Genomic DNA, 25,707 nt, shown 5'->3' with positions numbered 1-25,707 from the left:
TCTGCTTTTGCAGAAATCCATCGCTAATAAAAATCGCCGGGAAATACTCCCTTGGTGCATATAATCCACGCAACAGCGCTAACTTTATCTTGTCACCAGTATCTTATGGGCTAAGAATTAAAAAGGGAATATTGATGTGTTGTTAGATATGTCAGCGACTGTAAGTCGCTCTATGGGCTCGAACAAGCCTTTTGGATGGAAAGCGACTTAAGCGCCACCAGTAGCGCGTCAATCGTACACCTTACGCTCGCGGTATTTTGCCCAGTAATAAGCTTACTATCAATTTCCACATGCGGTTGGTTATTCTCGGCTTTGCTATACAAAGCTTCGCATCGCACCAATTCATCTTCAACAAAAAATGGAATAGCGTCAGCTCTGTTACCTGCTAATTCCTCACCGTTACTGTAGCCTGTCACTCTTCTTCCAGCCAAAATAGACGTATCGTCTTCTCGAGTGACATGAATTAATGCACCTGATGCATGACCAAACGCACAAATATATTTATCAGCGCTATAAAAATCATCAAGTAACGTGACCGAGTCAGGATCACAGGTAAGATCCCACAATGCTCCATAGCCACCACACACAATAACAGCGTCATACTCTGCACAATCAATCTGAACAATTCGCTTCGATGAAGCCAATAACTTCATCAACGCTCCCCGATCAACCGATAATTGACCATCATTAACTTCAGCGTCAAGATCATATAAAGGGTCAATCGGTGGCATATCACCTTTGACCGAACACGCCGTTACATCAACATCGTAAGCGTCAAGAGCAGCGTAACAAATGGCAAGTTGCACTAAATCGACGCTTACTCATTTCTTTAGTAAATCCTAAATTCCCATGAGATGTGACCATCAACAGTACTTTATACGATGCCATTGTTTTCATTCCTTAGTGTCGATGACTTAATCCTAGTGAATCCGTGCTATTTTTCAAAAAAAGAGAAGCCTGATGGCTTCTCGATATAATGACATTATGAGCTTAATGCGAGTGTTGGCGTAATGCTAATATTAGGTTAATGCTACGCAAGTAACCCCATGAAATAGGGAATGATGAGAGCGTTAGCTAAATCGATAAAGAATGCACACACTAAAGGAACGACGATAAAGGCCTGATGAGAGTTTCCATATTTTTGAGCTACCGCAGACATATTCGCCATCGCAGTGGGTGTTGAGCCAAGAGAAATCCCACCAAAACCAGAACAAATGACCGCTGCATCGTAGTTCTTGCCCATCGCTGGAAAAATAATCAGCAAGTTAACTAGGATAGCAACAATAAATTGAGCGCCTAATATAGCAAAAATAGGACCAGCAAGATCAACCAACGTCCAAAGCTGCATACTCATCAGTGACATTGCCAAAAACGCACCCAAGGAAATATCCGCTATCAGCGCAATAGAAGGTTTATTTGCAGGCCATCGAGTTCCCGTAATTCGCGGATAGCTATGAGGCACTAAATTCGAGAGAATAATACCAGCGAATAAACAAGTGACGAAAAGCGGTAGTTGCAGCCCTAGATGTTCAACCCCTTCATTTAAGAAAAAACCAACAATAATACAAGTATGGATGGCAAGCATCGCATCGAGAAAATCATAAGAGGTGATTTTAGTATCTGAGGCCGAGTCTGATACACCGACATCCATCGCGTCTTCTTGAGAAGGTTTAAGGTCATATCTCTTGATGAGAAACTTAGCAATCGGCCCACCCATTAAACTCGCCAAAATCAAACCAAACGTTGCACTAGCAATCCCTATTTCCATTGCCGTATCTAGCCCAAACTGTTCTTGTATTTTGGGTGCCCACGCTATCGCGGTTCCGTGCCCACCAATCAAGGAAACCGTTCCGCTAAGAAGGCCAGCGATAGGTTCAAGTCCAAAGGCTGTAGCGACCGTAATACCTGGTAATATTCTGAACAAGCATATACCCAATAGTAATCACCAACAGAATAATGAGGGGCTTCCCGCCTTTCATTAGATCACCTAGGCTGGCATTAATTCCAATGGTGGTAAAGAAGTACACGAGTAACACGTCTCGCGCCATTAAGTCAAAGTTAACCTCAATGGAAGTGGCCATATGTAATAAAGCAAAAAGAACCGAGAAAACAATACCGCCTGAAACAGGCTCTGGGATACTAAATTCTTTTAAAAATCCAACCACCTGATTGAGCCGCCTACCAACAAAAAGGACAATGATCCCCATTGTTACCGCCAAAAATGAATCAATATGCACCACGCCATTTTCAATAATCATAATTCTTACTTCCTGTTAGAAACATGTTACCGAATAGCATGCCTGTGTTTGTCGCTCTATCCAACTCTTTTTATTCAATTTTTTCACGAGTCATCCTATTGCGCGAACGGCGCTCTCGGCCCCATATACCTTTTTGGGGGCGCTCAACATCATCAAAAAAATGAGTTTAGTATCCCAATTGCTTGATACGAACCAGTGCTTGATACGAACCAGTTTTTGATTCGAGCTAATGTTTGATACCAGCCCGTATTACACGTGCTGCTGCCATCACCGTTGGTTCAACAGCCGACACCAAAGCGCCATGGCCCCCTTAGGATGCACATGGCGATAATTTCAACTCACTGTCCTACCCGTTCACCGATACTTAGTACAACTCAGACTTTTATGCCACATAGCATAAGCAAAATGGTCTCAAGCTCCGCCCAAGGCAGTAATTGGCTGTCAATCACTTCAATTCGAGACTCATAGCCTTGCAATGAAATTTCATTAACCGTTACCACTTGATTCGACACATTAAAGGCATAGCAGCCCTTAGTCGTGTTCACCACGGCTTTTACCCGCTCGGCGGTTAAATCGCTCAACATAGAAAATAATTGGTCAAAATCAAATAAGTGCTCTGCCCCTACAATCCAACCACAACTAAAGTACCCTTGACCTTTATTTTCTCGGCGGATATATGCCTGTTCTGGCGGTAACTCAAACACTGGTTCCATGTCACTATGGTCATGTAACTGCTGTTCTCGCTCACTCTGAATGGTTGAAGTTAACGCTTCTCTTCGTTCGATATCAAGCAACTCTATAGGCAAGTTACCCTGTTTAACCAGCTGGTGATAAATGAGTGCTGGCTCTTGTACGCTAACCCAATCATTGAAGGTATCGATATCTTCTGAGCTACACTGATCAACTTTATTACCAATCACCACATCCGCCGCGGCGAGTTGGTCATTAAAGTTATTATTAGAGAGATATTTTGTGTCTGATAAATTTCTTGGATCCACTAAGGTGATGGTCGCACGCAGATCGACGTAATTTAGATACTGTTCCGACGTTAAGGTTTTTATCACTTGCTTAGGGTGACCAAGGCCTGTCGGTTCAATAATCAAACGATCTGGTTTTTGACGCAGCAACGCATTAATACCGACCGACATTGGCACTCCAGCAGTGCAGCACATACAGCCACCTGGAACTTCTTTAATCATTGCCCCGCCGTCGGCAAGCATCGCCCCATCAATTCCTACTTCACCAAACTCGTTCACGAGTACGGCCCAATTCTCATTGGCGGGTTTGTTTTTAAGTAAGTTAAGAATCGTCGTTGTTTTTCCTACACCGAGAAAGCCGGTAATAATATTGGTAGGCACTTGAAGTGGCATACAGAATCCAATGAATTGAAATAATGCATTTAGTATAAACGGTTTTCTGCGCTATCACAGAGTGCGCTATTTGAAAATTCACTTCAAATGGTCAACAAAACACCAATTATATGAATACGTTAAAAAAGCGCAGATGATAAACGACAAAAGGCGCACTTTGCGTGCGCCTCGACCCTCGTTACTCAATCGTGAGTTTGCGAATCTCTAAGCCATACGAGATGCTGAGATCATTTACGAGGCAGTAGTATGTGTAACATTTCACATCCAAATTGTACGTAGGGGCTTCAAATCCTCCGTGCTTGTCGAATACATACCCTACGCTTTAACTATGGACCATAATTGCCTAATTACAAGTTTGCCACACGTTTATTTATGTCTAACTGGTCACAATTTCTAAGCGCACTAATATTGCAATACTACTTTGCAAACTTGTCACTGTTTGTCTATTTCAGAACTCGTATAATTTCGGTTCTAAATCCCCCGTCAAATAGAAAAGGCCCACACTTTTATGACCAAGAGAGAAAAATTTAAGCAGTCACTGCTCGTCAGAGTACCTAGAGAAACCATTAATCAGTTTCTGTCTAGGGATAAGACGCCGGTTTCTGTGCTTTTTCTTTCCTGTATTGTGGGTATATCAGCTGGATTTGTTGGCACATTGTTTGAGCTTGGTGTTCATTTCGTCACTGACACCCGTACTGAATGGTTAAAGGACGAGATCGGCTCAGTACTCCCTCTGTGGGCTTCTGCCTTTATCATCAGCGCCGCATTGGCATTTATCGGCTATTTCCTTGTCCACAAATTCGCACCAGAAGCCGCTGGTTCTGGCATTCCAGAAATCGAAGGCGCAATGGATAACATACGACCAGTACGTTGGTGGCGAGTGCTACCGGCTAAATTCTTTGGTGGCCTAGGAGCACTCGGCTCAGGTATGGTTTTAGGACGGGAGGGACCGACCGTACAGATGGGCGGCAATATTGGTCGTATGGTTACCGATATATTTAGAGTGAAAGATGACGATAGCCGACATACTCTTCTCGCATCAGGGGCGGCTGGCGGCTTAGCTGCGGCGTTCAATGCACCACTCGCGGGTATTATGTTTGTCGTTGAAGAAATGCGCCCCCACTTTCGTTACTCATTAATCTCAATCAAAGCGGTGCTGATTTCTGCTGTTGCTGCCACTATCGTTTTTCGTTCTATCAATGGACAGGGCGCGGTAATCAGCATGCCGCAGTATGACTCACCAAGTATGCAAGTATTATGGTTGTTCCTAGTACTCGGTGCACTCTTTGGTATTTTTGGTGTTGCCTTCAATCGACTCGTCACTCTCTTTCAAGATTTGTTTGTTAAACTGCATAAAAATGATCTAAAGCGTTTCCTATTAACAGGTTCTGTCATTGGGGGTATTTTTGGGCTTTTACTGCTCTACGTACCTGAGTTAACAGGCGGTGGGATTGGCTTAATACCTGAAATCACCAATGGGGATTTTGGCGCAGGATTTCTGTTCATTCTCTTTATTGGCCGTGTATTTACCACACTTATTTGCTTTGGCTCTGGCGCTCCCGGAGGTATTTTTGCCCCTATGCTTGCACTGGGCACTTCTTTTGGTTATGCATTTGGGCTAATGGCACAGCTTCTCTTTCCTGATCTCCCTATTGAGCCCGGTGTTTTCGCTATTGCAGGAATGGGGGCGTTGTTCTCTGCCACGGTACGTGCCCCTATCACAGGTATCCTATTAGTCATTGAAATGACCAATAACTATTACCTTATTCTCCCACTAATTATTACCGCTTTGGGGGCAACTATCATTGCTCAAATGCTTGGTGGTCAGCCCATTTATAGTCAGCTTCTTCACCGCACATTAAAGAATACTAAATTGAAACAAGAGGATCTGCCAAGTCGAGAAAACTAGGGCGCAATTTCAAATGAATTGAGATACAATCAGACGGCTAGACTTCTAGTGCTTAACTATCGGCGCTGGCAGTATTCACTTAAATAATCATAGGGAACTGATTAGGTGACGATGTATATAGCTGCTCTAAAACGACTGACTCAGTTTCATAATGTTCCAACCTCACAGGCCTCATTAGCCCTTGGTATTATAGGGCTTGGACATGCTTGGGCGTTGTACTTGCCTAATGTAGGCAAACAAATACAACCGATTCTGGCGAGTATTGGTGCCCTGCTTCTGCTCCCGGTTTTATTAAAATACCTTTTAAATAAGCATATTTTTTCAGCGGATATAAAAAACTCAATTACTGGTAGCTTAATGGCACCAATGAGTATGGCGTTACTTATTCTTTGTGATTACTTAGCATTAATATTGCCACTTATTGCATATCCTTTGTGGTTTGCAGCTTTAACCCTTCATCTCTCACTCGCCGTTTTATTTTTCTTCTACCAATTACGCAGTTTTAAAATTGCAAATATTGTCCCAAGTTGGTTCCTATATCCAGTTGGCTTAATTAGTAGCTCACTCGCAGGTACTCAGTTTGGACATACTGTATATTCTGAGACCATTGCGAGTGTCTGTATTGGCATTTACTTTTTTATGCTACCGCTAGTTCTATATCGCCTCGTTTTTGAAGGCATGCTAAAGAAACGGGCAAGACCAACCATTGCAATTATGGCAGCCCCAATCAATCTCACATTAGCTGCCTACCTAGTGAACTTTGATGAGCCTGATCCGATCCTGACTGGAGCGCTAGCAGGCATCGCTATCACCATGACTCTAATGATATATTTATGTTACTTCCGGCTTCTTAAACTCAAGTTTCAACCCTCTATTGCTGCGATTACTTTCCCCTCCGTTATTAGCTCGATCGCCATGCATAGACTCACCGCCTTTTTCGAGGTTGAGTACCCTCAATGGCACTGGCTTCATAAGTTTGGGTTTCTTGAGCTCACTATCGCTACGTTTGCAGTCATTTGGGTAAGTGTGGGGTTTATTGCTATGTATTGGCCTGAGTTAAAATACTCGAACAAAAAATGACTTTTTTATCAGTAACTAGGCCCAAACGATAAGTCCCACTTTGCCTAGACCCCCAACAGGTATAAGCAAAATCAATATATTAATATAAGTTATAGTTCATTCTGCAGGTATCACCAAAGAATAAGTATTTGGGTGGTGACAGTCATTCTATTATCGGCAATAAATAAGTGCATCGGCCGACATATAATTTCAATTACTCAGAGAATACTGTTATGCATTTAACTCAGATTAAAAAGGCTCTCCCTGACTTTATTACCCAAAAACATGATTTTTTCATAGAAGATCGTATTCATTCTAATGCCGATAAAAAACCGATTATCTGTGGCATGCAACCAAAGGCGGGTGATGTCGTCATGCAGACCAACGATTACCTGAGTCTCAATAGCAACGAAACCATAAAAAATGCACATATTCGTGCCATTCAAGAAAACGACGAAAGCCTATTAATGTCCGGTGTTTTTTTGCTCGGTAGCGATAAAAAGCCTGCGTTTGAAACTAAACTAGCACAACTTACTGGATTTGAAAGTTGCCTGGTATCCCAGTCAGGATGGACAGCAAACGTCAATTTGCTACAAGCGATTTGTAATAAAGACACCAATGTATATATAGACTTTTTTGCCCATGCGTCCCTTTGGGAAGGGGCGAGAATCGCGGGCGCTAAGCTGCACCCATTTATGCACAACAACACTCGCCACCTAGCGAGACAGATAAAGCGTAATGGCCCTGGGATCATCTTAGTCGATTCGATATATAGCACCACTGGTACTATCGCGCCACTGGTCGATCTTGTATCTATCTCTTATGAACAAGAGTGTGCGTTAGTCGTTGACGAGTCCCACTCTCTTGGAACACACGGTCCAAAAGGCGCGGGGTTAGTGGCAGAACTCGGCCTCACCGCCCACGTCGACTTTATTACTGCTAGCTTGGCTAAAACGTTTTCGTACCGCGCTGGCGCAATACTTGCTAATAAGAAAACCGCTTACTGCATTCCAATGGTGGCCTACCCTGCTATTTTTAGTTCAGCAATGCTTCCTTATGAAATGAAGCGATTAGATACGACATTAGACGTCATTGTAAAATCAGATGAACGCCGTGCAACGCTACAAAGCAGCGCAGAGTACTTAAATCGAGCGCTACGAAAAATTGGTTTTGATATTCGTAGTGAGTCTCAAATATTTGGACTCGATACTGGCTGATGCACCAAATACATTAAAAATTCGTAATTTCTTTGAGAGTAACGGAATTTTTGGTTCCATATTCTGCCCACCCGCCACACCTAATGGTAAGCATATATTGAGGTTCTCGATTAATGCAGAGCACACGAGAGAAGAGCTAGACCGTGTTATCCATGTTTGTCAGCAAGCGTGGGACAACCCTGAATTGATCTTTGACTAACGGTTGAACGTGACTAAAAAGGGCCGTTACAGAACCTAAAAAAGTCTTGTTTACAGCAATGTCATAACCGAAGCGCGAGACTAGTCACGGGCACTTAGTATGCGCTGGCTCGTCCTCTTCTAGTCAAACTACTCGTCCTCTTTTAGTCAAACGAATAGCGCCGTTAGTCAATACTGACCAACGGCGTGGTAAATTTATCGATAGGTTGTCAATTTATTGCGAGTATGATAAGGCATTAATGACGCTTGTTTCACTAGATCCAAGAAGCGACTTTATCGATTAGCTCATCTTTTGGCGTGGGCTTAACAATATAATCGTTCATTCCAAACTCGTTGATTTTGATGATGGTTTCTTCACTTTTATCTCCGGTGTAACCCACGATTGGAATGGACGCATACTCTTCGTTAGAGTCTCTAATCATCCGAGTTGTCGTCAAACCATCAAGTACTGGCATCTCGATATCCATTAATATTAGGTCAACCGACTCTTGCTTTAGCTTATCCAAAGCAACCTGACCATTCTCAGCCTGCAAAACGTGCAATCCTTGCTTTTCTAACATGATCGATGTGATAGAGCGAAGGGAGTGATTATCATCAACGATCATGACCGTTCTTTGAGTCGAGATTTCATTATACGCTTGCAGAACTTTCAACTTGTTTGAGCTGATCAAACATCAGGTAGTCCAACGAGTTAGCCGTCTGTTCAAAAAACTGTTGCCACTCGAACAACTCTATCGCGACATAACGTTGAAAATATAAATTTCTCGTGTCCATCGGATCATGTAGAAATGCTATCCTCGCTTCAGTAAAAGACAGTTTACCTTCTAATCGAGACATAAACGCCCAACCTTGGCGATCAAGCCTGCCATCGATTACGATAAGGTTATACTCAAACTGATGCTCTTCGTACTCAGATGCCTCTTCCATTGATACCGTCTTGAGTGCCAGTTCAGTTTGGCTGCTCACTTCACTCAGTTTTTCCTGAATCAACGAATGCGCTTGGCCGATATATAGTAGAGATTTTGATTTCATTAACTCGCGCTTAATATGAGTAATTTTATTGGAAGTATAATGCGGAAACTGAAGTTCAAACTCAGTCCATTTTCCTTGGGTAGAGCGACATTTTATTTTGCCGCCAAACGAGGTCATCACCTTTTTACAAAATGATAGTCCCAATCCAAATGTGCCATTTTTCCCTGTTGTGTAGAAATCTTCAAAGATATTCTTAATCAATTCAGGCTCAATCCCTAAGCCAGTATCTTTAACTAACAAACTATACCCATCACTGGTTTTCTTTGAGCGTATAGTAATACTAAACTTGCCAGTTCCACGATGGCGAAACGCATTTTTAAGCAAATTATAAACCACGTACTTTAGTAGTGTATCACTACCTAAATACTCAAAGTCTTCATCAATCTCTATATGAACCGCTCTACGCTCTGATTCATTTTTGTACGCGTAGCTTGTCACCGCGTTTTCTAAGACCAATTTGGCACGATGCTTACAAAACGTCGATGTTGATACTCTGTTTTTATCAATCGATGTTAACAACAAATCAATGGTTTCATTACCAGCCCAGATGACCTTCATTGAATCATCAATAATGTCATTCATGGTCTGTATTTCTTGTGCATTAAGGTGATAAGAATGTCGATAAGAAGAATTACTGTTTGGTACCACAGAGCGCATCACTTCAAACGATGATAACAACGCACTTAACGGGTTCCTCATTTCGTGGGCTATCCCAGCACCAAACGATTTAGCAATGGAGACTTTAGCTTCATGCTCTGTTTGGTTTCGAAAATAGAATAAATTGCCGAAAACATAAGTAAAGCCAAATATCGGGATGAAGCTGGCTTTATGCGCTAATTCAATAGTGCCGTTAGACACAAAATACGCCGCCCCCCCAGCCAATACTAGCGATATCACGACCTGCATAAACATCACACGTGTATCGTGAACCAATAAAATATGAATAAAAATCGACGACATGAAGGACAATACCCACACATCAGACCAATTATTCATCAACATCATGTAGAAAAAGAAAAACGGTAAACAAAGCCCAATTGCAAATAGATAATAATGGGGAAGATACCTCTTCAAGTATCTTGGAAGCGAATGACGAAAAGCCAGCAACAATGCCGATGCACTACAAAAAAGTCTTAACCACACGTTCTCGTATGGCTGAGGAAATAGAAATTCCCATACCCAATAATACAACGGGTAGCCTAACCCGCCCATTATCACCACTAGAAATAGGTTAGGCTCTGCATAGTTATAGATTTTTTGAAGTCTACTCATCCAACTCGTCCAAGAGACTGAGGTTAGCGCAACTGGCGAGATTCACGTTTCAAACCCATTGCTTAGAGAAATATGCCAACTCTGTCTTATAATTTTCTTCGATTATCAATAGTATGGCTGAAAACGGATAGTAAATACAACAACGCCTTCATATCTCGAAGGCGTTGTTGTGAAATTAGTCGTGGGCGAGTGAATGAACATCACATTATCGCAAACCATGTAAGAATTCATGACGCGTTGCTGGGATAGATTTAAATATTCCCCCTAATGCCGTTGTAGTGGTTTCACTGGTTGCATCCATGACCCCACGCGATTTAACGCAATAGTGCACCGCGTCGATAGTAACTGCGACATCATCCGTTTCAAGTAGCGTTTGCAACGCCACTAAAATTTGTTGCGTCATTCGTTCCTGTACTTGAGGGCGTTGAGCGAAGAACCTAACAATACGATTGATTTTAGACAACCCGATAATTTTACCACGTGGAATATACGCCACGGCGGCCTTACCATCTATGGTGACAAGATGATGCTCACAGGTACTCGTGACCGTAATATCTTTCACACGCACCATTTCACTGACATTCATTTTATTTTCAATGACGGTAATTTTAGGAAAACGCTCGTAGTCTAAACCTGAAAAAATTTCATCTACGTACATTTTTGCAATACGTTGTGGCGTTTCCATTAAGCTATCATCAGCTAAATCGAGTTGCAGTAACGTAAGAATTTCCCGCATATGATGTTCAATGCGTTCTTTTTTCTTCTCGACTGACGGTGTTTGGCAACATTGGTGTCTCTAACCCGCGCTTCGAGAGAGCTTCCTTGACCAATTGTGCTGATTCGCTTAACTCTGACATTTGTATACCTCTTACTAGTCCCGCAAGGGACGACAGGATACTCGGAATCCATTTGAATTACACCCCCATTTTATCGTTAGTTTTGTCGTACAGCCCTGCTTTACTTAGGGGCTACAGGATAAAAATATGATAAAGTTAGCCTGATATTAGCAATGAATTAGGAAGACATATTTTATGGGTTGCTGCGACGCTCCGGGCTTAATGCCAATAGAAGAAGCATTATCAAAAATGCTCACACCAATCAAACCAATTACAGACATCATTGAACGCTCGCTTCCTGAAGCATTAGGGTTTGTCCTAGCCGAAGATCTACGCTCCCCAATGAATGTGCCACCATTTGACAACTCCGCAATGGACGGATACGCCGTTCGTATTGCCGATTTAGAACAAAGTACCACATTGCCGCTTGCTGGTAAGTCTTTTGCAGGCCAACCATTTGAAGGTGTATGGCCTGAGAAAAGCTGCATTCGAATTATGACTGGGGCAAAAATCCCTACTGGTTGCGATGCCGTGATCATGCAAGAAAATACGCAGGTTAACGGTAATGCCATTACTTTCAACCAAGACAACATCAAGCCCAATATGAACATTCGTCCAACCGATGATGACATAGAGCAAGGTAATGTTGTACTGGCACAAGGCGCTCGCCTCACAGCTCGCGATATTCCAATGATTGCGACACTGGGTTTTAGCCACATCAAGGTATTCAGAAAACCAAAAGTGGCATTTTTCTCTACGGGTGATGAACTCAGACCGTTAGGTAGTGAGCTGCAAGATGGTCAGATATATGATAGCAATCGCTACGGTATCAAACCTCTCATTGATAACTTTGGCTGCGAAGCCATTGATCTTGGTATTATCCCAGATTGCCAAGAAACACTGCGTAACACCTTTATTAGTGCCCAACAAGAGGCTGACGTTGTCATTACCTCTGGCGGAGTTAGCGTTGGTGAAGCAGATTACACCAAAGACATCCTTGAAGAGTTAGGGCAAATCGGCTTTTGGAAGCTCGCTATCAAACCAGGCAAACCTTTTGCGTTTGGTGAGCTTGACCACGCGTGGTTCTGTGGACTCCCTGGCAACCCCGTTTCTGCAGTCTTAACCATGTATGTCTTAGTGCAGCCACTCATTGCAAAACTGGCTGGCCATACACAATGGAAAGCTCCCGAGTCAATCCCTGCAACCACTAAAACCGCGTTCAAAAAGGGACCAGGTCGAACAGACTACCAACGTGGCATTTACTCCATTGTAGATGGCAAGTTTGAAGTAGAGTCAACAGGTAACCAAAGCTCCGGCGCGTTCCGTTCAATGAGTTTGGCAAACTGCTTTGTTGTTCTTGAGCAAGACCGAGGAAATGTGTCGGTTGGAGAGACAGTGCAAATCCAACTTCTCAATTCAACACTTTATTGAGGTGGACGTTGTGGATATTCTCTCCGACAAGGAAATGCTTCGCTACAACCGTCAAATCATCTTGAAGAACTTTGATTTTGAAGGGCAAGAGGCACTTAAACAGTCATCAATATTGATGATTGGTGCAGGCGGTTTAGGCTGCGCTGCCAGTCAATATTTGATTGCGGCTGGAGTTGGTCAATTAACTATCGTTGATGACGATCACGTTGAACTCTCTAATTTACAGCGTCAAATACTCCATACTGATGGGGATATCGGTACGGCAAAGGTCGAGTCAGCGAAGGCATCGCTACAAGCGCTAAACCCAAATGCTAAGATTATTGCTATTCAAGAACGTCTCGATGACTCCGCATTATCTGAATTAATACAACAGCATTCGCTTGTTCTGGATGCCACTGATAACGTTGATACACGAAATCAACTCAATCGGCTTTGCTTTGAATCGAAAATACCTCTTGTTTGTGGTGCCGCTATTCGAATGGAAGGACAAATATCAGTATTTACCTATGACGACGACCAACTCCCCTGTTATCAGTGTTTAAGTGCGCTGTTTGGAGAAACGTCACTGTCGTGTGTAGAGGCTGGTGTCATGTCACCCGTTGTTGGCATCATCGGTGCAATGCAAGCCTTAGAAGCGATCAAAGTCATTGCGAACTATGGTCAAGTTAAAAAAGGTAAACTATTGTTATTCGATGCATTGACCCTAACTTGGCGCGAACTGGGCCTACCTAAATCCCCAGCCTGCCCAACTTGTCGCTAATGTGTTAAATAGACTCGCCCCCTCGGTTTAGCATACCATCAGTATTGCTAGACCGACTTTGATGTTGATGACTGTGTAGATTTGACCATGTTAACGCTTAGAAACGCGTGTTTGGCCCTTAGCTTTCCGCGTTACTTTATCTTTGGATCTTAAGGAGGACAATTTGAAATCTTTAAAAGCCGCTTTTATCGTTCTAGGCGCAGGTCTTAGTCTATTGGTCGCTCTTCTTTGGTTTCCTCTAACGCATTCGGTCGCCACAATACAGGGGCAAGTAATCAGTCAAACACTGACACAGTCTTTAGATGGCAATCGTCATTATTTAACCGTTGAACTACCCGATAAATCGACAGTAAGAATCACGACTGATCCCGCACGTCGTTGCCAAATAGGTACACTTGCCACTTTGGATCAATTGCAAAGCCCACTCTCCTCGACAAGCACCTATCAATTGGTTTCTTGTCAGCAGCAATAAAAGGAAAATGCTATGACACTGCCACTGGTCACGCCCACATGGTTATATGAAAAACTGGGTGAAGATGACTCGCTTGTGATTTTAGATGCCAGTATTGAATTCCAGATTCCAATGGAACCAACAAAGGACAACGACGGGGTAATTCCGCAATCTCAGCGCTTTGACTATGACAACGTTTTTTGTGACGCTAGCAGCCCCCTGCCGCATATGATGCCGCCAGAATTGATATTTAACCAATTGGTCTCACAACTTGGCATCACCCCAACCTCGACGATTGTGGTGTATGACAACTCAGGCACATTTGCCTCTCCTCGCGCTTGGTGGATGCTAAAAGCACTTGGGTTAGAGCATGTCTATGTCTTATCCGGTGGACTCCCTGCATGGAAAGCACATCAATACCCCGTTGATACCGCATTTGTTACCCCACAGCCGAGTAAGCTAGAGCAGCCTGTGGATCACAATCGATTTCTTAACTCGGAGCAAGTGTTAGCCATCTCCAATGACCTTTCTCGAACCATTGTCGACGCTCGCTCGCGTGCAAGATTTAACGGCGAGGTAAAAGAGCCTAGAGAAGGCATACGCAGTGGACACATCCCTTCTTCTGTTTGTTTGCCATTTTTAGAGCTCATGCGAAATGGCACATTAAAGCCCATTAGTGAGCTTCAATCATTATTCTCTTCTATTAATGACGATAAGAACACACCACTAGTATTTAGCTGCGGCTCTGGTGTCACCGCTTGCATTTTGGCGCTTGGCGCCTCGATGTGTGGGTATAACAACCTTGCTGTTTATGACGGCTCTTGGACTGAGTGGGGACAGCGACATGACCTACCAATCGAATGCTAATCACGCATTAGCGGTATGAATTGAGCGTCAGTCAGCCCCTTAATAAACATGCGTTAATCCGTTATAAACCGTGTGGCTGTGGTAACGCAGCCATTTACCCGTAAGATTCACCTGTTTATAAATCGATAATTTATCGTATACTAACGACATGATAACATTTTGTTATGGATTAACTCGTGGTAAACACTACTTGGCTACATACTTTTAGAACACTCGTCGAAGTCGGTCACTTTACTCAAACAGCAGAAAAGCTATTCATGACTCAACCCGGAGTCAGCCAACACATAAAAAAACTAGAGCATGATTTGGGCTCTGAGCTTCTTCGCCGTGAAGGAAAAACCTTCGAACTGACTGAGCAGGGGCACATCGTCTATGAGTACGCGGTAAACCTGGCCAAGCATGAACATATGCTAAAAGAACAGCTCAGTTTCGATGACCCACATCAAGGTGCTTTTCACATTGCAGCGCCCGGAGCTATTGCTACCGCTATCTACCCTGAACTTATTTCTCTGCAAACCAAATACCGCGGGCTATCAACACACCTAGAGGCTGGTCCCAACAGAAAAATCATTCAAGATGTCCTTTCAGGGAACGCTGATATAGGCATTGTTACCTACATGCCTAACCAATCTGAACTCATGTGTGAATCCATTGGACGTTTAGAAATTAGCCTTGTGATGCCAAAAGCCTATGTGCCGAGCGCGAGTATTTTGAGTGATATTGAATCTTTGGGCGTCGTCGCCCACCCAGATGCACAGCATTATTTTGAGAAATTTTTTGAACATAGCGGTGACAAAGCACTGCAAGACTTGGACTGGTCCAAGTTGACTAAAGTGACTTATATCAACCAATTGAGCCAAATTCTTCAACCTATTGCTATGGGGATTGGGTTAACCGTGTTGCCTAAAGTTGCGATCAATCACTCGGCGTATCAAAATCAAGTGAGCGTGACGCCAACCCCAAACGTTATCAGCGAGCCTCTTTATCTCATCAAAAAGAAACGAAGGGAACTACTCTGACACGTTATCAAGCGTTATTAAACATACTCAAAGGTTGGGCGTTTTCTTGAGTCGCTGATAGCGCATAGGTTTGCTGGACGATACACATAGAGCGCCATAAATTGGATGGCCTATCGCTGAATCAATGAATCAGCGATATAGCCAGTACTCATCAAGTTTGGTGGGTTTGACTACCTTCTATATTTCTCATCTGCTCATCGAGGTTCAAGACCGTCAGTGCATTACTCACGCTTGTTGCGATAACATCGATAACGCCAGTTCTGAGTGCTCCAAGCAACGCCATAGGTTTACTATTTTCCGATGCAATAGCAATCACTTCAGAGATCATTCTGTACTCTTCCAACCCTAAACCGATTACGCGATCGCTCATGACGGTATTCGCAGCCCGACCTTGGATATCAAAAAAGTCATAGCCTGCAAAATCACCGACAACGCCTTGGTGAAGCCGTGACTGAACCACTTCATCAGCCGTAAACCACCCTAAATCGACCATATAGCTATTTTCACTCATGTCACCGACACCAACGAGTGCCATATCGGCTTTACGTGCTAAATCCAGTGTTTGCTTAATGGTCGCATTTTGCATAAAGGCGAGCTTTTGCTCCTTATTCTCTGCATAGGCGGGCGCATAGAGCGTTTCCGATGAGCCGCCATAGATTTTCGCTAACTGCCGACAAATATGATCGGCATTAAAAAGACCGCCTCTCGGGTGAATACCGCCGATACCACACACAAACTTACAAGCGCGTGGACTGATGACACCAGTATGATGAGCAACCGCGGATACATTGCGCCCCTGCCCAACCGTGACCACCATGCCCGTCTTCAATGTTTGCGCAAGATAGTTTGATACTAAACCCGCAACTTGATTGCGTTGTGACTGCCCATCCGGCTGGTCTAAGGCAATCAATGCCCGCTTGATGCCAAAACGCTCCATCAATCGTTGCTCTATTTTAGCGCTATATACTGGGTGATATTTTACTGTAATGTCGACAATGCCTTCGTCTCGTGCTTGTTTCAGGAGGCGCCCGATTTTTGCGCGAGAAACACCAAACTTTTTTGAAATTTCTTCTTGAGTGGCACCATCTTGATAATATGCCACTGCGATTTCAGTGAGTACGTCTGCACTTGTTTCTGAATTATCCATACACTTAGCTCTATTTTCGAGCCTGCTCTACCTCAAACAGGCATACATTGGTTCACACACTGAACATATGTATGAGCATACGACATTCGTGACATTTGCTCAATTGCATTACAATATCTCAGCCTATTTTGTGAGCTAGTCGAGGATAACCACGCCTTTACTGGTGCTAAGCAATCTACAAAAGTGCGCTACCGTTATCAAAAACCGAAAGTAATCGGATGAATGAGCAATTTACCAGGTATATTTTATTGACTTTCAGCCTACATGAGTTAAATATGAATCAACATTTACTCACGAGCCAAACACATGCTCACGCATGAATGCTCGCTGATTAGGATTCTGTTCAGTAGCCAACACACGTGCTACTGATGTCGCCCTTTTATTATGAGACGACCTTGCCTCAACTATAGGAACGTACCGATGAGCAATAAATTAGCGCAACTACGCAAACTGACGACTGTCGTCGCCGATACTGGTGACATCGAAGCCATTCGTAAATACCAACCAGAAGATGCAACGACTAACCCTTCTCTCATTTTGAAAGCAGCACAAATTGCTGAGTATGCGCCTCTTATCGATCAAGCCATCGAGTACGCGAAAGGTCAAAGCCAAGACAAAAACCAGCAACTTCTAGATGCTGGCGATATGCTTGCAGTGAGCATTGGTAAAGAGATCCTGAGTACTATCCCGGGTCGCATCTCAACAGAAGTGGATGCTCGTCTTTCTTACGACACAGAAGGCAGCATTACTAAAGCACGCAAGCTTATTAAGATGTATAACGATGCCTAGTATTTCTAATGACCGCATCCTAATTAAACTTGCGTCAACATGGGAAGGTATTCGCGCAGCTGAAGTGCTAGAAAAAGAAGGCATTAACTGTAACCTAACGCTTCTTTTCTCATTCGCACAAGCTCGTGCATGTGCGGAAGCCAGCGTCTTCTTAATTTCACCATTTGTTGGTCGTATTATGGACTGGTACAAAGCGAAAGAAGGTCGTGATTTCGACGCACAAGAAGATCCAGGCGTTGTATCGGTCACCTCTATCTACAACTACTATAAAGAGTATGGTTACAACACAGTCGTCATGGGGGCGAGCTTCCGTAACATCGGTGAGATCCTAGAGCTAGCTGGCTGTGATCGTCTAACCATTAGCCCTAACCTACTGCAAGAACTAGAAGAAGCAGAAGGCGAAGTCGTTGAGAAGCTGATCGATTCTAAAGGCCAAGCAGCACGTCCTGCCGCTATGAGTCACGCTGAATTCCTTTGGGATCATAACCAAGACCCAATGGCGATTGAAAAGCTAGCAGAAGGCATTCGCAACTTCGCTATCGACCAAGGTAAGCTTGAAGAGATGCTTGCAGCAAAACTATAACCCAATTCAAAAAGGCACTGATAACAGGTGCCTTTTTTATTACCATTTATAAATTTTGGAAGACACCATGAATCGTAAACAACTCGCTAATGCTATTCGAGCTCTAAGCATGGACGGCGTACAACAAGCCAACTCTGGTCACCCTGGCGCACCTATGGGTATGGCTGATATCGCCGAAGTACTTTGGCGTTCACACCTAAACCACAACCCGTCTAACCCAGAGTGGGCTGACCGCGACCGTTTTATCTTATCTAACGGTCACGGCTCTATGCTGATTTACTCTCTGCTTCATCTAGCAGGTTACGAGCTTTCAATCGATGATCTGAAAAACTTTCGTCAACTCCACTCTAAAACACCAGGCCACCCTGAGTACGGCTACGCACCAGGTATCGAGACAACAACCGATCCTTTAGGGCAAGGCATCACGAATGCCGTTGGTATGGCGATGGCAGAAAAAGCGCTCGCCGCGCAGTTCAACAAAGAAGGTCACGATATCGTAGACCACTTTACTTATGCCTTCATGGGTGATGGCTGTCTGATGGAAGGTATCTCACACGAAGCATGCTCACTAGCGGGTACGCTAGGTCTTGGTAAGCTGATTGCTTTCTGGGATGACAACGGCATCTCGATTGATGGCGAAGTAGAAGGCTGGTTCTCTGACGATACGCCTAAGCGTTTTGAAGCTTACGGCTGGCACGTAATCCCAGCAGTAGACGGTCACGATGCTGACGCGATCAATGCTGCCATTGAAGCGGCTAAAGCCGATCCTCGTCCAACGCTAATCTGTACGAAAACCGTTATCGGTTTTGGTTCCCCAAACAAAGCAGGCACACACGATTGTCACGGTGCACCACTAGGCGCTGAAGAAATTGCAGCAACACGTAAAGCATTAGGTTGGGAACATGGTCCTTTTGAAATTCCATCGGAAATTTACTCAGAGTGGGATGCAAAAGAAGCAGGCGCAGCTAAGGAAGCAGCGTGGAACGAAAAATTTGCAGCTTATGAAGCAGCATACCCAGAGCTGGCAGCTGAATTCAAACGCCGAGTAAACGGCGATCTTCCTGCACAATGGGAAGAAAAAGCATCGGCAATCATTGCTGATCTTCAAGCTAACCCAGCAAACATCGCATCGCGTAAAGCGTCTCAAAATGCACTAGAAGCATTTGGTCAAATGCTTCCTGAGTTCATGGGCGGCTCGGCTGACCTTGCCCCTTCTAACCTAACCATGTGGTCTGGTTCTAAGTCGCTAACGGCAGAAGACTTCTCAGGTAACTACATCCACTACGGTGTTCGTGAATTCGGCATGACGGCTATCATGAACGGTATCGCTCTGCACGGTGGTTTCGTACCGTACGGCGCGACATTCCTAATGTTCATGGAATACGCTCGTAACGCAATGCGCATGGCTGCTTTGATGAAAGTTCAAAACATCCAAGTGTACACGCATGACTCTATCGGTCTTGGTGAAGATGGTCCGACTCACCAACCAGTTGAGCAAATCGCATCGCTACGTTTAACTCCAAACATGAGCACATGGCGCCCATGTGACCAAGTTGAATCTGCAGTGGCTTGGAAACTGGCGATTGAGCGTAAAGATGGCCCTACATCTCTGATCTTCTCTCGTCAGAACCTGGCGCAGCAAGATCGTGACGCAGAGCAAGTAGCAAACATCGCCAAGGGTGGTTACATCCTGAAAGATTGTGCAGGTAAGCCTGAGTTAATTCTTATTGCAACAGGTTCTGAGGTTGAGCTAGCTGTTGAAGCGGCTGCGCAATTGACTGCTGAAGGTAAAGCGGTACGTGTGGTTTCAATGCCAGCAACCGATGCATTTGATAAGCAAGATGCGCAGTACCGTGAATCTGTATTGCCATCTGACGTGACAGCTCGTATTGCAGTTGAAGCGGGTATTGCTGACTTCTGGTACAAGTATGTTGGCTTTGGTGGCAAGATCATCGGTATGACAACATTTGGTGAGTCTGCGCCAGCGGGTGAGCTATTCAAGATGTTTGGCTTTACCACAGAGAACGTCGTTGAAACGGCACGTGGCCTGCTAAAATAAATGACGTGATGTCGATAAATAAGAGATTAATATCACGTCACCACAACGAGATATCGCTCTAGTCTTTTCAAGAGCCGTAACGGTTATCCGTTATGGCTCTTCGTTTTCCTCGCTCCAATCTTTCGTCCTCTCCCTAAACCCTCACCACACTTTATAAACACTCACTGCACTTTGTCCATAATGCACTTTTCGCGCTGTCATTCATCCGTTAGAACCTACAGTATCAGACACCACTACAGATGAGGTTGGTTGCATAATGACAACTGTCTCAAAAGTGAAACAGGATCATGCTTGATACTCGTTCTGTGCTTCCTAGACTATCAATATAGGAAGGAATCGTTGAAACGGAAGGAGTCCGATAATGAAGACCTGGATGACCATAATAGCGGTGTTTTTCAGCCAATGCGTTTGGGCAAACCAATTGACTATCGTCGACACCAATAATACTAAGTATGTCATTTCCGATAGTCAGCTGTTGGATATGCCGCAAACTTCCATTACGACGACACTTCCTTGGCTTGAAGAAGAGGCGACCTTTCAGGGAGTGACGTTACAAACCCTGTTCCAACAGTCTAAACTGGCGCTTCCGCCAAGCCTAACCTTCGTTGCTTTAAATAATTATCAGGTGGTTATACCTAGATCGGATATTGAAACCTATTCCCCTATCATTGCAATCCTCAAGGATGGTGAACCGATGTCTATCCGAAACAAAGGACCATTTTGGATTATCTTTCCTATCGCGACTAAACCGGAATTAAACATCACGGACTATCATTCAAAAATGATTTGGCAACTTAAACGCATTCAAATGTAGGTTTATGATTAAATATCTAGTCGAAGTGGTTCCTCTTAACATAATAAAGCTGTTCTTAGCGTTTTTAACGACGCTGGCATTAACCGTCAATATCATCACCATCGAAAAGATTAACACTATTAATGATGGCTTTTCTGAACGAAAAAATGAAGCGACGTGGTTCGTTTTCCAGCTGGTAAAAGAGTACTCTCAATTTGTCACAGAAGTCCGTATCACTCCCGTCGAAACCAAAAATCTTTGGCTTCATTTTGATCTAACTTGGAGTCGTTTCGACATAATCCTGAACAGTCGAGAGTCTTCAAATTTTATTAAAGACGAGAACTATTACTATTTCTTTTCAGACCAATTCGAGAGATTTCAAGCGTTAGAAAATTCTCTTAAACTCTATGAGTCTGGTAAGATAAAACAAGAAGCGCTCGAGCATCGCGTTGTTTTAAACTTTAACGAAGTTATCAACTTCATTAACACCAATTTTAGATTACAAAGCCCTTTATTTAAGAAGAACTCCTATGATTTAGAACGATTATTACTAACACAGAAAATGACAACCATGGTTCTCGTCTCTCTTTTGTAATTATCATTGTTATTTTTTGGATAGAATCTTTAATAAGAAAATCAATCTATCGACGTGACCCACTCACACGATTAATGAATCGTTCTGCACTCACATACGACCTAAAGCCGCAGTTTTCTCAAAATTATTACAGTATACTCTCCATTCGCGTTCTAAATTTAGACGAAATAAATCAAAAGTATGGTATTGATTATGGTGATATTCTGATTAAGTCTGCAGCAGAAAAGATATCATTATTAATAGATAGCCGATTCAAATTATATCGCTATAGCGGTGCGACACTAATTGCACTAAGTAAATATAGCCAATCGATACAAAATGAAAAGACGTTAAAAGCAATGAGGGACAGTTTAAATGAACCTATTAACTTAGGCGACTTAGAACTAATAATGGATATTTCGCTCATTCACGAAAACAAAGTCCATCGTTCTATACTACTGGAACGATTAACACTGCTCTCTCGTCGCAAAGCCGCATCACATAACGCTTAACTCACCAATGAATGACCTGCTGAGTTAGTCATTCATTGGTGAGTACTTTTTATTAATCAATGAGACGTCATTGACTTGATCTCGATAATGCTCCGCGTCATAGGTACGGTACAGTTGACAAAAATCATCAAATGCAAGCGGCTGACTAAATACATAGCCCTGTAATGTATCACAGCCAATATTGCTGAGATAATGGCTTTGATAACTATCTTCAACACCTTCGCCGACAACACTTGCACCACATGTATGAGCTAAAGCGATGATCGACGTTAACATTTTTTCGTTACCGCTTCCTGAACCAATGAGTTCAACAAAGCTCTTATCAATTTTTAACTCATCCACTGGATAATGGAGTAGCTGATTGATCGACGTATAACCCGTTCCAAAATCGTCTAGAGACACCTTAAAACCTAAGTCTCGTAACGCCTCAACCATGCCTATCGTATCTTGCGTACTCTTAACATAACTGGTTTCAGTGATTTCAATTACCACTTTTTGTGGTGCTATTTGATATTTTCTACTCGCCTTAGTCAGCAAGTCAATAAACATCACGTTATACAGTTCTAGTGCCGACACATTAATCGAAATGCTTTCTTGGTAATTACATTCGTTTCTCATCCGTTGATACGATGAAAATGCATTCTCGATAACCCACTGATCAATCGAAGAAATAATATTAGCTTGCTCCGCAATTCGAATGAATTCATCTGGACCAGTGTTGAATTTAAGCAGCGATGGACATCGAATTAGCACTTCCATGCCCTTAATCAACATGGTCTTCGCATCAATCAATGGCATGAATTCAAGCTCAAACTCACCGTTTCGACTGCATGATAGCAGTATTTTTTCAATCTCATCACGACGTTCTAATTGACGCGCCAATTTTTTATCAAAAATGACCAACGCTTGTCGACTCCGAATTTTCTTGGATTTATTAAAAGCTTCTTCAAGCCCTTTCTGCCACAACTCACTTCGCTCACTTAATGACAGAGGAAAAATAGCAATCGCCATATCCAAGTTAAACGTGTAACCATCTACAACAACACAATTTCCCCTTTTGGATTCAAACTGTCTAATAAAGGAGTCTATTTTATCCCCATGATTGACATCAACAACAGCGACGAAACAGTTTCCGCCATAGCGACTAATAGAGTAATCACTACAACCCAGACCAAGATCAGCCTGATAGTTATGAATAAATGTTCTTAAACATTCCGCCACGGCAACCAGTACGCGGTCGCCAATGTTCGTACCGTAGAGATCATTAATCTTTCTAAAGTCTTTAATATCCCAACCGATAATGAATGCATTGTCGTTTGCATAACACTGTATTCTTTTTTCTATATGTGATGTAAACGTTCGACGATTAGCTAATCGAGTTAAGTAATCAAATTCAGCTTCAAACTTAACTTTACTCAGCGTATCGATATAAGCATTTTTCAATACTGATATTTCGTCATCACCTTTTGAGCGTTTAAAGTAGCGTAACTCTTGACCACCCGCTTTAATATCGTCAATAAGAAGTGAAATAGGCTTTAGTATTCGCATTCTCATAATAGTAATAATGACAAACAGAAGTATTGCTTCAATCGCAACGATATAGCCAAAGACTTCCAATGCTATGCGACGCTTTTCACTATCATAATGATTGTCCTGTATACTCAGTGTTAACGTCATTTTAGAACTGGAAAAGGACAACTGCGTTCGATTGGTCAAACTATCTTCAGTCTGTGATAACTTAATTTCTCTCGTAGATACTATATTGTTATTGTTATTGTTAGCTAATGAAAAATCTGCATTAACATAGGTGACGGATTTAATATCGTTCAACAATGTCGTTAAATGAGTCAACGGTGCATCGGTAATTAATATCGTTCGCTCTTTTTGCACCTGAGCACGCGGGTCTTCAGGAAACAACTTACTATCATAAGCGCCAACGAACGAGAATCTTACTTGGTCATTATCTGACTGATAAATAAATCCATCACTAAGAAACGGTTCACCTAACGATATTTTCACATAGGTATCGAACGTCCGCTGATAGATTTCATCAGGGAGTGTTGGAAAATAAAACGGGCCTCGTTTGATCGAAGTTGCGACAACAGTAAATAGCTCATCAATTACAAATATTTGAGCCCCATCGAGCGCTTTTATTCTCGGCTTTTCAACCAATTGACTCAGATATTTTTCTAAGAAACTTCGCCTAGCAATGTCACTGGTATTTTGAGTAAGGCGCAAAAATTGAATAGTCCCTGCAACCTCATGCGCCATCGAGGAAATACCATGTTGTTCATAATTAGTCGCATTGAAAGCACTGGTTACTTTGTCTTGCCACTTGATCACCTCAAGCGTTTTGTATCCTTCAATTCGTTGATAATATATTGCTATTCCTGCAATTATCACCAAAAAAGTGAGAATAGGAATTAACCATAAATGCAATCGCTTAAGTAACGTCATATTTACCTCAATTCCTCAACAATCCTTTGTCTCAAAAGCAAACCTAAGTCTGTTACACGGCGATAGAGAAAACTCTTTTCAAATACGGATTGAGGTGGGTTGAGTGAGGGTTCGTTGAGGTAGTCTTGACTTACATATTCTAACGCGAGCTGATTCGGGGTCGAAAACCAGGACTCTTCAGCATTTAACGCGGCGATTTTAGGGTTAGAAAGAAAACGAATCACAGTAAGTAGATCTGAAGAAACAAATGTACCTTGCGGTATAGTCAAACACTCTAGCCAGATCGTCGTCCCCTCTTCCGGCACTACATAAGCCCACTCATTTTCTTCACCTTGGACATCTTCATTAAGCACAAATTCGTCGCCAGAGAAACCAAACGCAATATCAATATTACCAATCTTTTCAGGTGAATCCAGATAGTTGAGAATGTAATCTGACGTATACAGCAACGGTCGTTGCTGACTAAGTAATGCATAGGCTTGCTCGAGGTCTTGATTAACACTTGAAAAAGGATCTTTGTTCTCAGAAAGTAAGGCGATAGCAATCGCATCAATAGGATTGTAATACATCGCAATACGACTTTTTAAGCCCTTCGTGGGATGCAGCAAATCTTTCCAAGACGTAACGGGTGTTTCAAACGCAGACTTTCGATACAAAATCCCACTCGTACCCCACGCATAGGGGATCCCATAATCACCGCAGGCGTCACTCCACTTGCTATCAAAATTCGGCGACAGCTCATCTTTAAGTGTCTTGGGGATCTTCGCGACAACACCTTGCTCAGCAAGAAGTTGTAACCTAACACTCTCAATAACCACAAGGTCGAAAGCATGACGGCGCTCACTTAGCATCACTTCATCTCTGACGCCTTCATCAGAAAAATAGGTTTCCTCAATAGAAACATTGTGTTTTTTTCCTAATTGCTCTTTTACGCTGTCTGCTAAAAAAGCCTCCCAGTTATATAAGGAAATAACGCCATGCCCGCCAAACACATAACTGGAAATACACAATGTACAGAGTGATACAACTTGGGCTAACCTACGACTCGCATCCTTGCTTAAGATTCTATTCATGATATGTAACCTAAACCTTATCCGCTAGTAATAGGTTAGAA

Annotated in this window: 18 protein-coding genes and 4 pseudogenes; 13 read left to right on the top strand and 9 right to left on the bottom strand. The window is 43.0% G+C overall.

Going from position 1 to position 25,707, the window contains the following annotated elements; all coding sequences use genetic code 11:
- Nucleotides 1-170: 170 nt before the first annotated feature.
- The 3 genes and pseudogenes from AC0L66_RS22700 to AC0L66_RS22690 form a co-directional block, all read right to left on the bottom strand.
- Nucleotides 171-806 carry a type 1 glutamine amidotransferase domain-containing protein gene (locus AC0L66_RS22700; RefSeq protein WP_473569518.1) on the bottom strand — a complete coding sequence of 212 codons (636 nt, stop codon included), beginning with the start codon at nt 804-806 and terminating at the stop codon, nt 171-173.
- 224 nt (nt 807-1,030) lie between these two features.
- Nucleotides 1,031-2,258, bottom strand: a pseudogene (gltS, locus tag AC0L66_RS22695) (sodium/glutamate symporter).
- Nucleotides 2,259-2,632: 374 nt separating this feature from the next.
- Complete coding sequence (locus tag AC0L66_RS22690; protein WP_473569516.1) at nt 2,633-3,628, bottom strand: CobW family GTP-binding protein; 996 nt, start codon at nt 3,626-3,628, stop codon at nt 2,633-2,635.
- A gap of 508 nt (nt 3,629-4,136) precedes the next feature.
- On the opposite strand from AC0L66_RS22690, the gene clcA reads away from it, so the two are divergent.
- The 3 genes and pseudogenes from clcA (at nt 4,137) to cqsA (ending at nt 8,012) form a co-directional block, all read left to right on the top strand.
- Nucleotides 4,137-5,537: a H(+)/Cl(-) exchange transporter ClcA gene (gene clcA, locus AC0L66_RS22685; RefSeq protein WP_473569514.1), complete on the top strand. Its 1,401-nt coding sequence runs from the start codon at nt 4,137-4,139 to the stop codon at nt 5,535-5,537.
- A 111-nt stretch (nt 5,538-5,648) separates the two neighbouring features.
- Complete coding sequence (locus AC0L66_RS22680) at nt 5,649-6,617, top strand: TDT family transporter (RefSeq protein ID WP_265677025.1); 969 nt, start codon at nt 5,649-5,651, stop codon at nt 6,615-6,617.
- 212 nt (nt 6,618-6,829) lie between these two features.
- A pseudogene (cqsA, locus tag AC0L66_RS22675) lies at nt 6,830-8,012 on the top strand (alpha-hydroxyketone-type quorum-sensing autoinducer synthase).
- 253 nt (nt 8,013-8,265) lie between these two features.
- On the opposite strand, the gene AC0L66_RS22670 reads toward cqsA, so the two are convergent.
- The 3 genes and pseudogenes from AC0L66_RS22670 to folE all read right to left on the bottom strand — a co-directional run bounded on the left by AC0L66_RS22670 (nt 8,266) and on the right by folE (nt 11,172).
- Nucleotides 8,266-8,616: a response regulator gene (locus AC0L66_RS22670; protein ID WP_473569512.1), complete on the bottom strand. Its 351-nt coding sequence runs from the start codon at nt 8,614-8,616 to the stop codon at nt 8,266-8,268.
- A 25-nt stretch (nt 8,617-8,641) separates the two neighbouring features.
- Nucleotides 8,642-10,315 (bottom strand): sensor histidine kinase, encoded by a 1,674-nt coding sequence (locus tag AC0L66_RS22665; RefSeq protein WP_473569510.1) that lies wholly within the window; start codon nt 10,313-10,315, stop codon nt 8,642-8,644.
- A gap of 205 nt (nt 10,316-10,520) precedes the next feature.
- A pseudogene (gene folE, locus AC0L66_RS22660) lies at nt 10,521-11,172 on the bottom strand (GTP cyclohydrolase I FolE).
- A gap of 174 nt (nt 11,173-11,346) precedes the next feature.
- On the opposite strand from folE, the gene moeA reads away from it, so the two are divergent.
- From moeA to AC0L66_RS22635, 5 genes are all read left to right on the top strand, one after another.
- Nucleotides 11,347-12,582, top strand: coding sequence for a molybdopterin molybdotransferase MoeA (gene moeA / locus AC0L66_RS22655; protein WP_473569508.1), 1,236 nt, complete (start codon nt 11,347-11,349; stop codon nt 12,580-12,582).
- Nucleotides 12,583-12,592: 10 nt separating this feature from the next.
- A complete protein-coding gene (gene moeB, locus AC0L66_RS22650; RefSeq protein WP_473569506.1) occupies nt 12,593-13,342 on the top strand; it encodes a molybdopterin-synthase adenylyltransferase MoeB in 750 nt (249 codons plus the stop codon).
- 163 nt (nt 13,343-13,505) lie between these two features.
- On the top strand, nt 13,506-13,814 hold the full coding sequence (locus tag AC0L66_RS22645) for a hypothetical protein (RefSeq protein WP_265677016.1): 309 nt from the start codon (nt 13,506-13,508) through the stop codon (nt 13,812-13,814).
- 12 nt (nt 13,815-13,826) lie between these two features.
- Entirely contained in the window at nt 13,827-14,660 is an 834-nt protein-coding gene (locus AC0L66_RS22640) for a sulfurtransferase (RefSeq protein ID WP_265677017.1), read from the top strand.
- A gap of 176 nt (nt 14,661-14,836) precedes the next feature.
- Nucleotides 14,837-15,679, top strand: a complete 843-nt coding sequence (locus AC0L66_RS22635; protein ID WP_473569503.1) for a LysR family transcriptional regulator — start codon at nt 14,837-14,839, stop codon at nt 15,677-15,679.
- 151 nt (nt 15,680-15,830) lie between these two features.
- On the opposite strand, the gene AC0L66_RS22630 is transcribed toward AC0L66_RS22635, so the two are convergent.
- Entirely contained in the window at nt 15,831-16,826 is a 996-nt protein-coding gene (locus tag AC0L66_RS22630) for a sugar-binding transcriptional regulator (RefSeq protein WP_265677019.1), read from the bottom strand.
- Between the two features lie 420 nt (nt 16,827-17,246).
- Between AC0L66_RS22630 and tal the strand changes: the two are divergent.
- The 5 genes and pseudogenes from tal (at nt 17,247) to AC0L66_RS22605 (ending at nt 22,136) form a co-directional block, all read left to right on the top strand.
- Nucleotides 17,247-18,198: pseudogene (tal, locus tag AC0L66_RS22625) on the top strand (transaldolase).
- A 67-nt stretch (nt 18,199-18,265) separates the two neighbouring features.
- Nucleotides 18,266-20,257 carry a transketolase gene (gene tkt, locus AC0L66_RS22620; protein ID WP_473569501.1) on the top strand — a complete coding sequence of 664 codons (1,992 nt, stop codon included), beginning with the start codon at nt 18,266-18,268 and terminating at the stop codon, nt 20,255-20,257.
- Between the two features lie 361 nt (nt 20,258-20,618).
- A complete protein-coding gene (locus AC0L66_RS22615; protein WP_473569499.1) occupies nt 20,619-21,071 on the top strand; it encodes a putative pterin-binding protein in 453 nt (150 codons plus the stop codon).
- Between the two features lie 4 nt (nt 21,072-21,075).
- A complete protein-coding gene (locus AC0L66_RS22610; RefSeq protein WP_473569497.1) occupies nt 21,076-21,645 on the top strand; it encodes a hypothetical protein in 570 nt (189 codons plus the stop codon).
- A 74-nt stretch (nt 21,646-21,719) separates the two neighbouring features.
- A complete protein-coding gene (locus tag AC0L66_RS22605) occupies nt 21,720-22,136 on the top strand; it encodes a diguanylate cyclase domain-containing protein (RefSeq protein ID WP_473569495.1) in 417 nt (138 codons plus the stop codon).
- A 24-nt stretch (nt 22,137-22,160) separates the two neighbouring features.
- Here AC0L66_RS22605 and AC0L66_RS22600 read toward each other — a convergent pair whose 3' ends face one another.
- Nucleotides 22,161-24,593, bottom strand: a complete 2,433-nt coding sequence (locus AC0L66_RS22600; protein ID WP_473569493.1) for an EAL domain-containing protein — start codon at nt 24,591-24,593, stop codon at nt 22,161-22,163.
- 2 nt (nt 24,594-24,595) lie between these two features.
- Nucleotides 24,596-25,666, bottom strand: coding sequence for a polyamine ABC transporter substrate-binding protein (locus tag AC0L66_RS22595; RefSeq protein ID WP_473569492.1), 1,071 nt, complete (start codon nt 25,664-25,666; stop codon nt 24,596-24,598).
- Between the last annotated feature and the right edge of the window lie 41 nt (nt 25,667-25,707).

The sequence above is a fragment of the Vibrio sp. GJ43-1 genome (assembly GCF_055808835.1).
The sequence above is the reverse complement of the archived record's forward strand: the minus strand, read 5'-3'. Positions and strand labels throughout refer to the sequence as shown.

Bases quoted from the DNA above. Each gene is read 5' to 3' on its own strand.
- AC0L66_RS22690 (WP_473569516.1), bottom strand. From the start codon at position 3,628: ATGCCACTTCAAGTGCCTACCAATATTATTACCGGCTTTCTCGGTGTA.
- clcA (WP_473569514.1), top strand. From the start codon at position 4,137: ATGACCAAGAGAGAAAAATTTAAGCAGTCACTGCTCGTCAGAGTACCT.
- AC0L66_RS22680 (WP_265677025.1), top strand. From the start codon at position 5,649: ATGTATATAGCTGCTCTAAAACGACTGACTCAGTTTCATAATGTTCCA.
- AC0L66_RS22670 (WP_473569512.1), bottom strand. From the start codon at position 8,616: ATGATCGTTGATGATAATCACTCCCTTCGCTCTATCACATCGATCATG.
- AC0L66_RS22665 (WP_473569510.1), bottom strand. From the start codon at position 10,315: ATGAGTAGACTTCAAAAAATCTATAACTATGCAGAGCCTAACCTATTT.
- moeA (WP_473569508.1), top strand. From the start codon at position 11,347: ATGGGTTGCTGCGACGCTCCGGGCTTAATGCCAATAGAAGAAGCATTA.
- AC0L66_RS22640 (WP_265677017.1), top strand. From the start codon at position 13,827: ATGACACTGCCACTGGTCACGCCCACATGGTTATATGAAAAACTGGGT.
- AC0L66_RS22630 (WP_265677019.1), bottom strand. From the start codon at position 16,826: ATGGATAATTCAGAAACAAGTGCAGACGTACTCACTGAAATCGCAGTG.
- tkt (WP_473569501.1), top strand. From the start codon at position 18,266: ATGAATCGTAAACAACTCGCTAATGCTATTCGAGCTCTAAGCATGGAC.
- AC0L66_RS22615 (WP_473569499.1), top strand. From the start codon at position 20,619: ATGAAGACCTGGATGACCATAATAGCGGTGTTTTTCAGCCAATGCGTT.
- AC0L66_RS22610 (WP_473569497.1), top strand. From the start codon at position 21,076: ATGATTAAATATCTAGTCGAAGTGGTTCCTCTTAACATAATAAAGCTG.
- AC0L66_RS22605 (WP_473569495.1), top strand. From the start codon at position 21,720: ATGAATCGTTCTGCACTCACATACGACCTAAAGCCGCAGTTTTCTCAA.
- AC0L66_RS22600 (WP_473569493.1), bottom strand. From the start codon at position 24,593: ATGACGTTACTTAAGCGATTGCATTTATGGTTAATTCCTATTCTCACT.
- AC0L66_RS22595 (WP_473569492.1), bottom strand. From the start codon at position 25,666: ATGAATAGAATCTTAAGCAAGGATGCGAGTCGTAGGTTAGCCCAAGTT.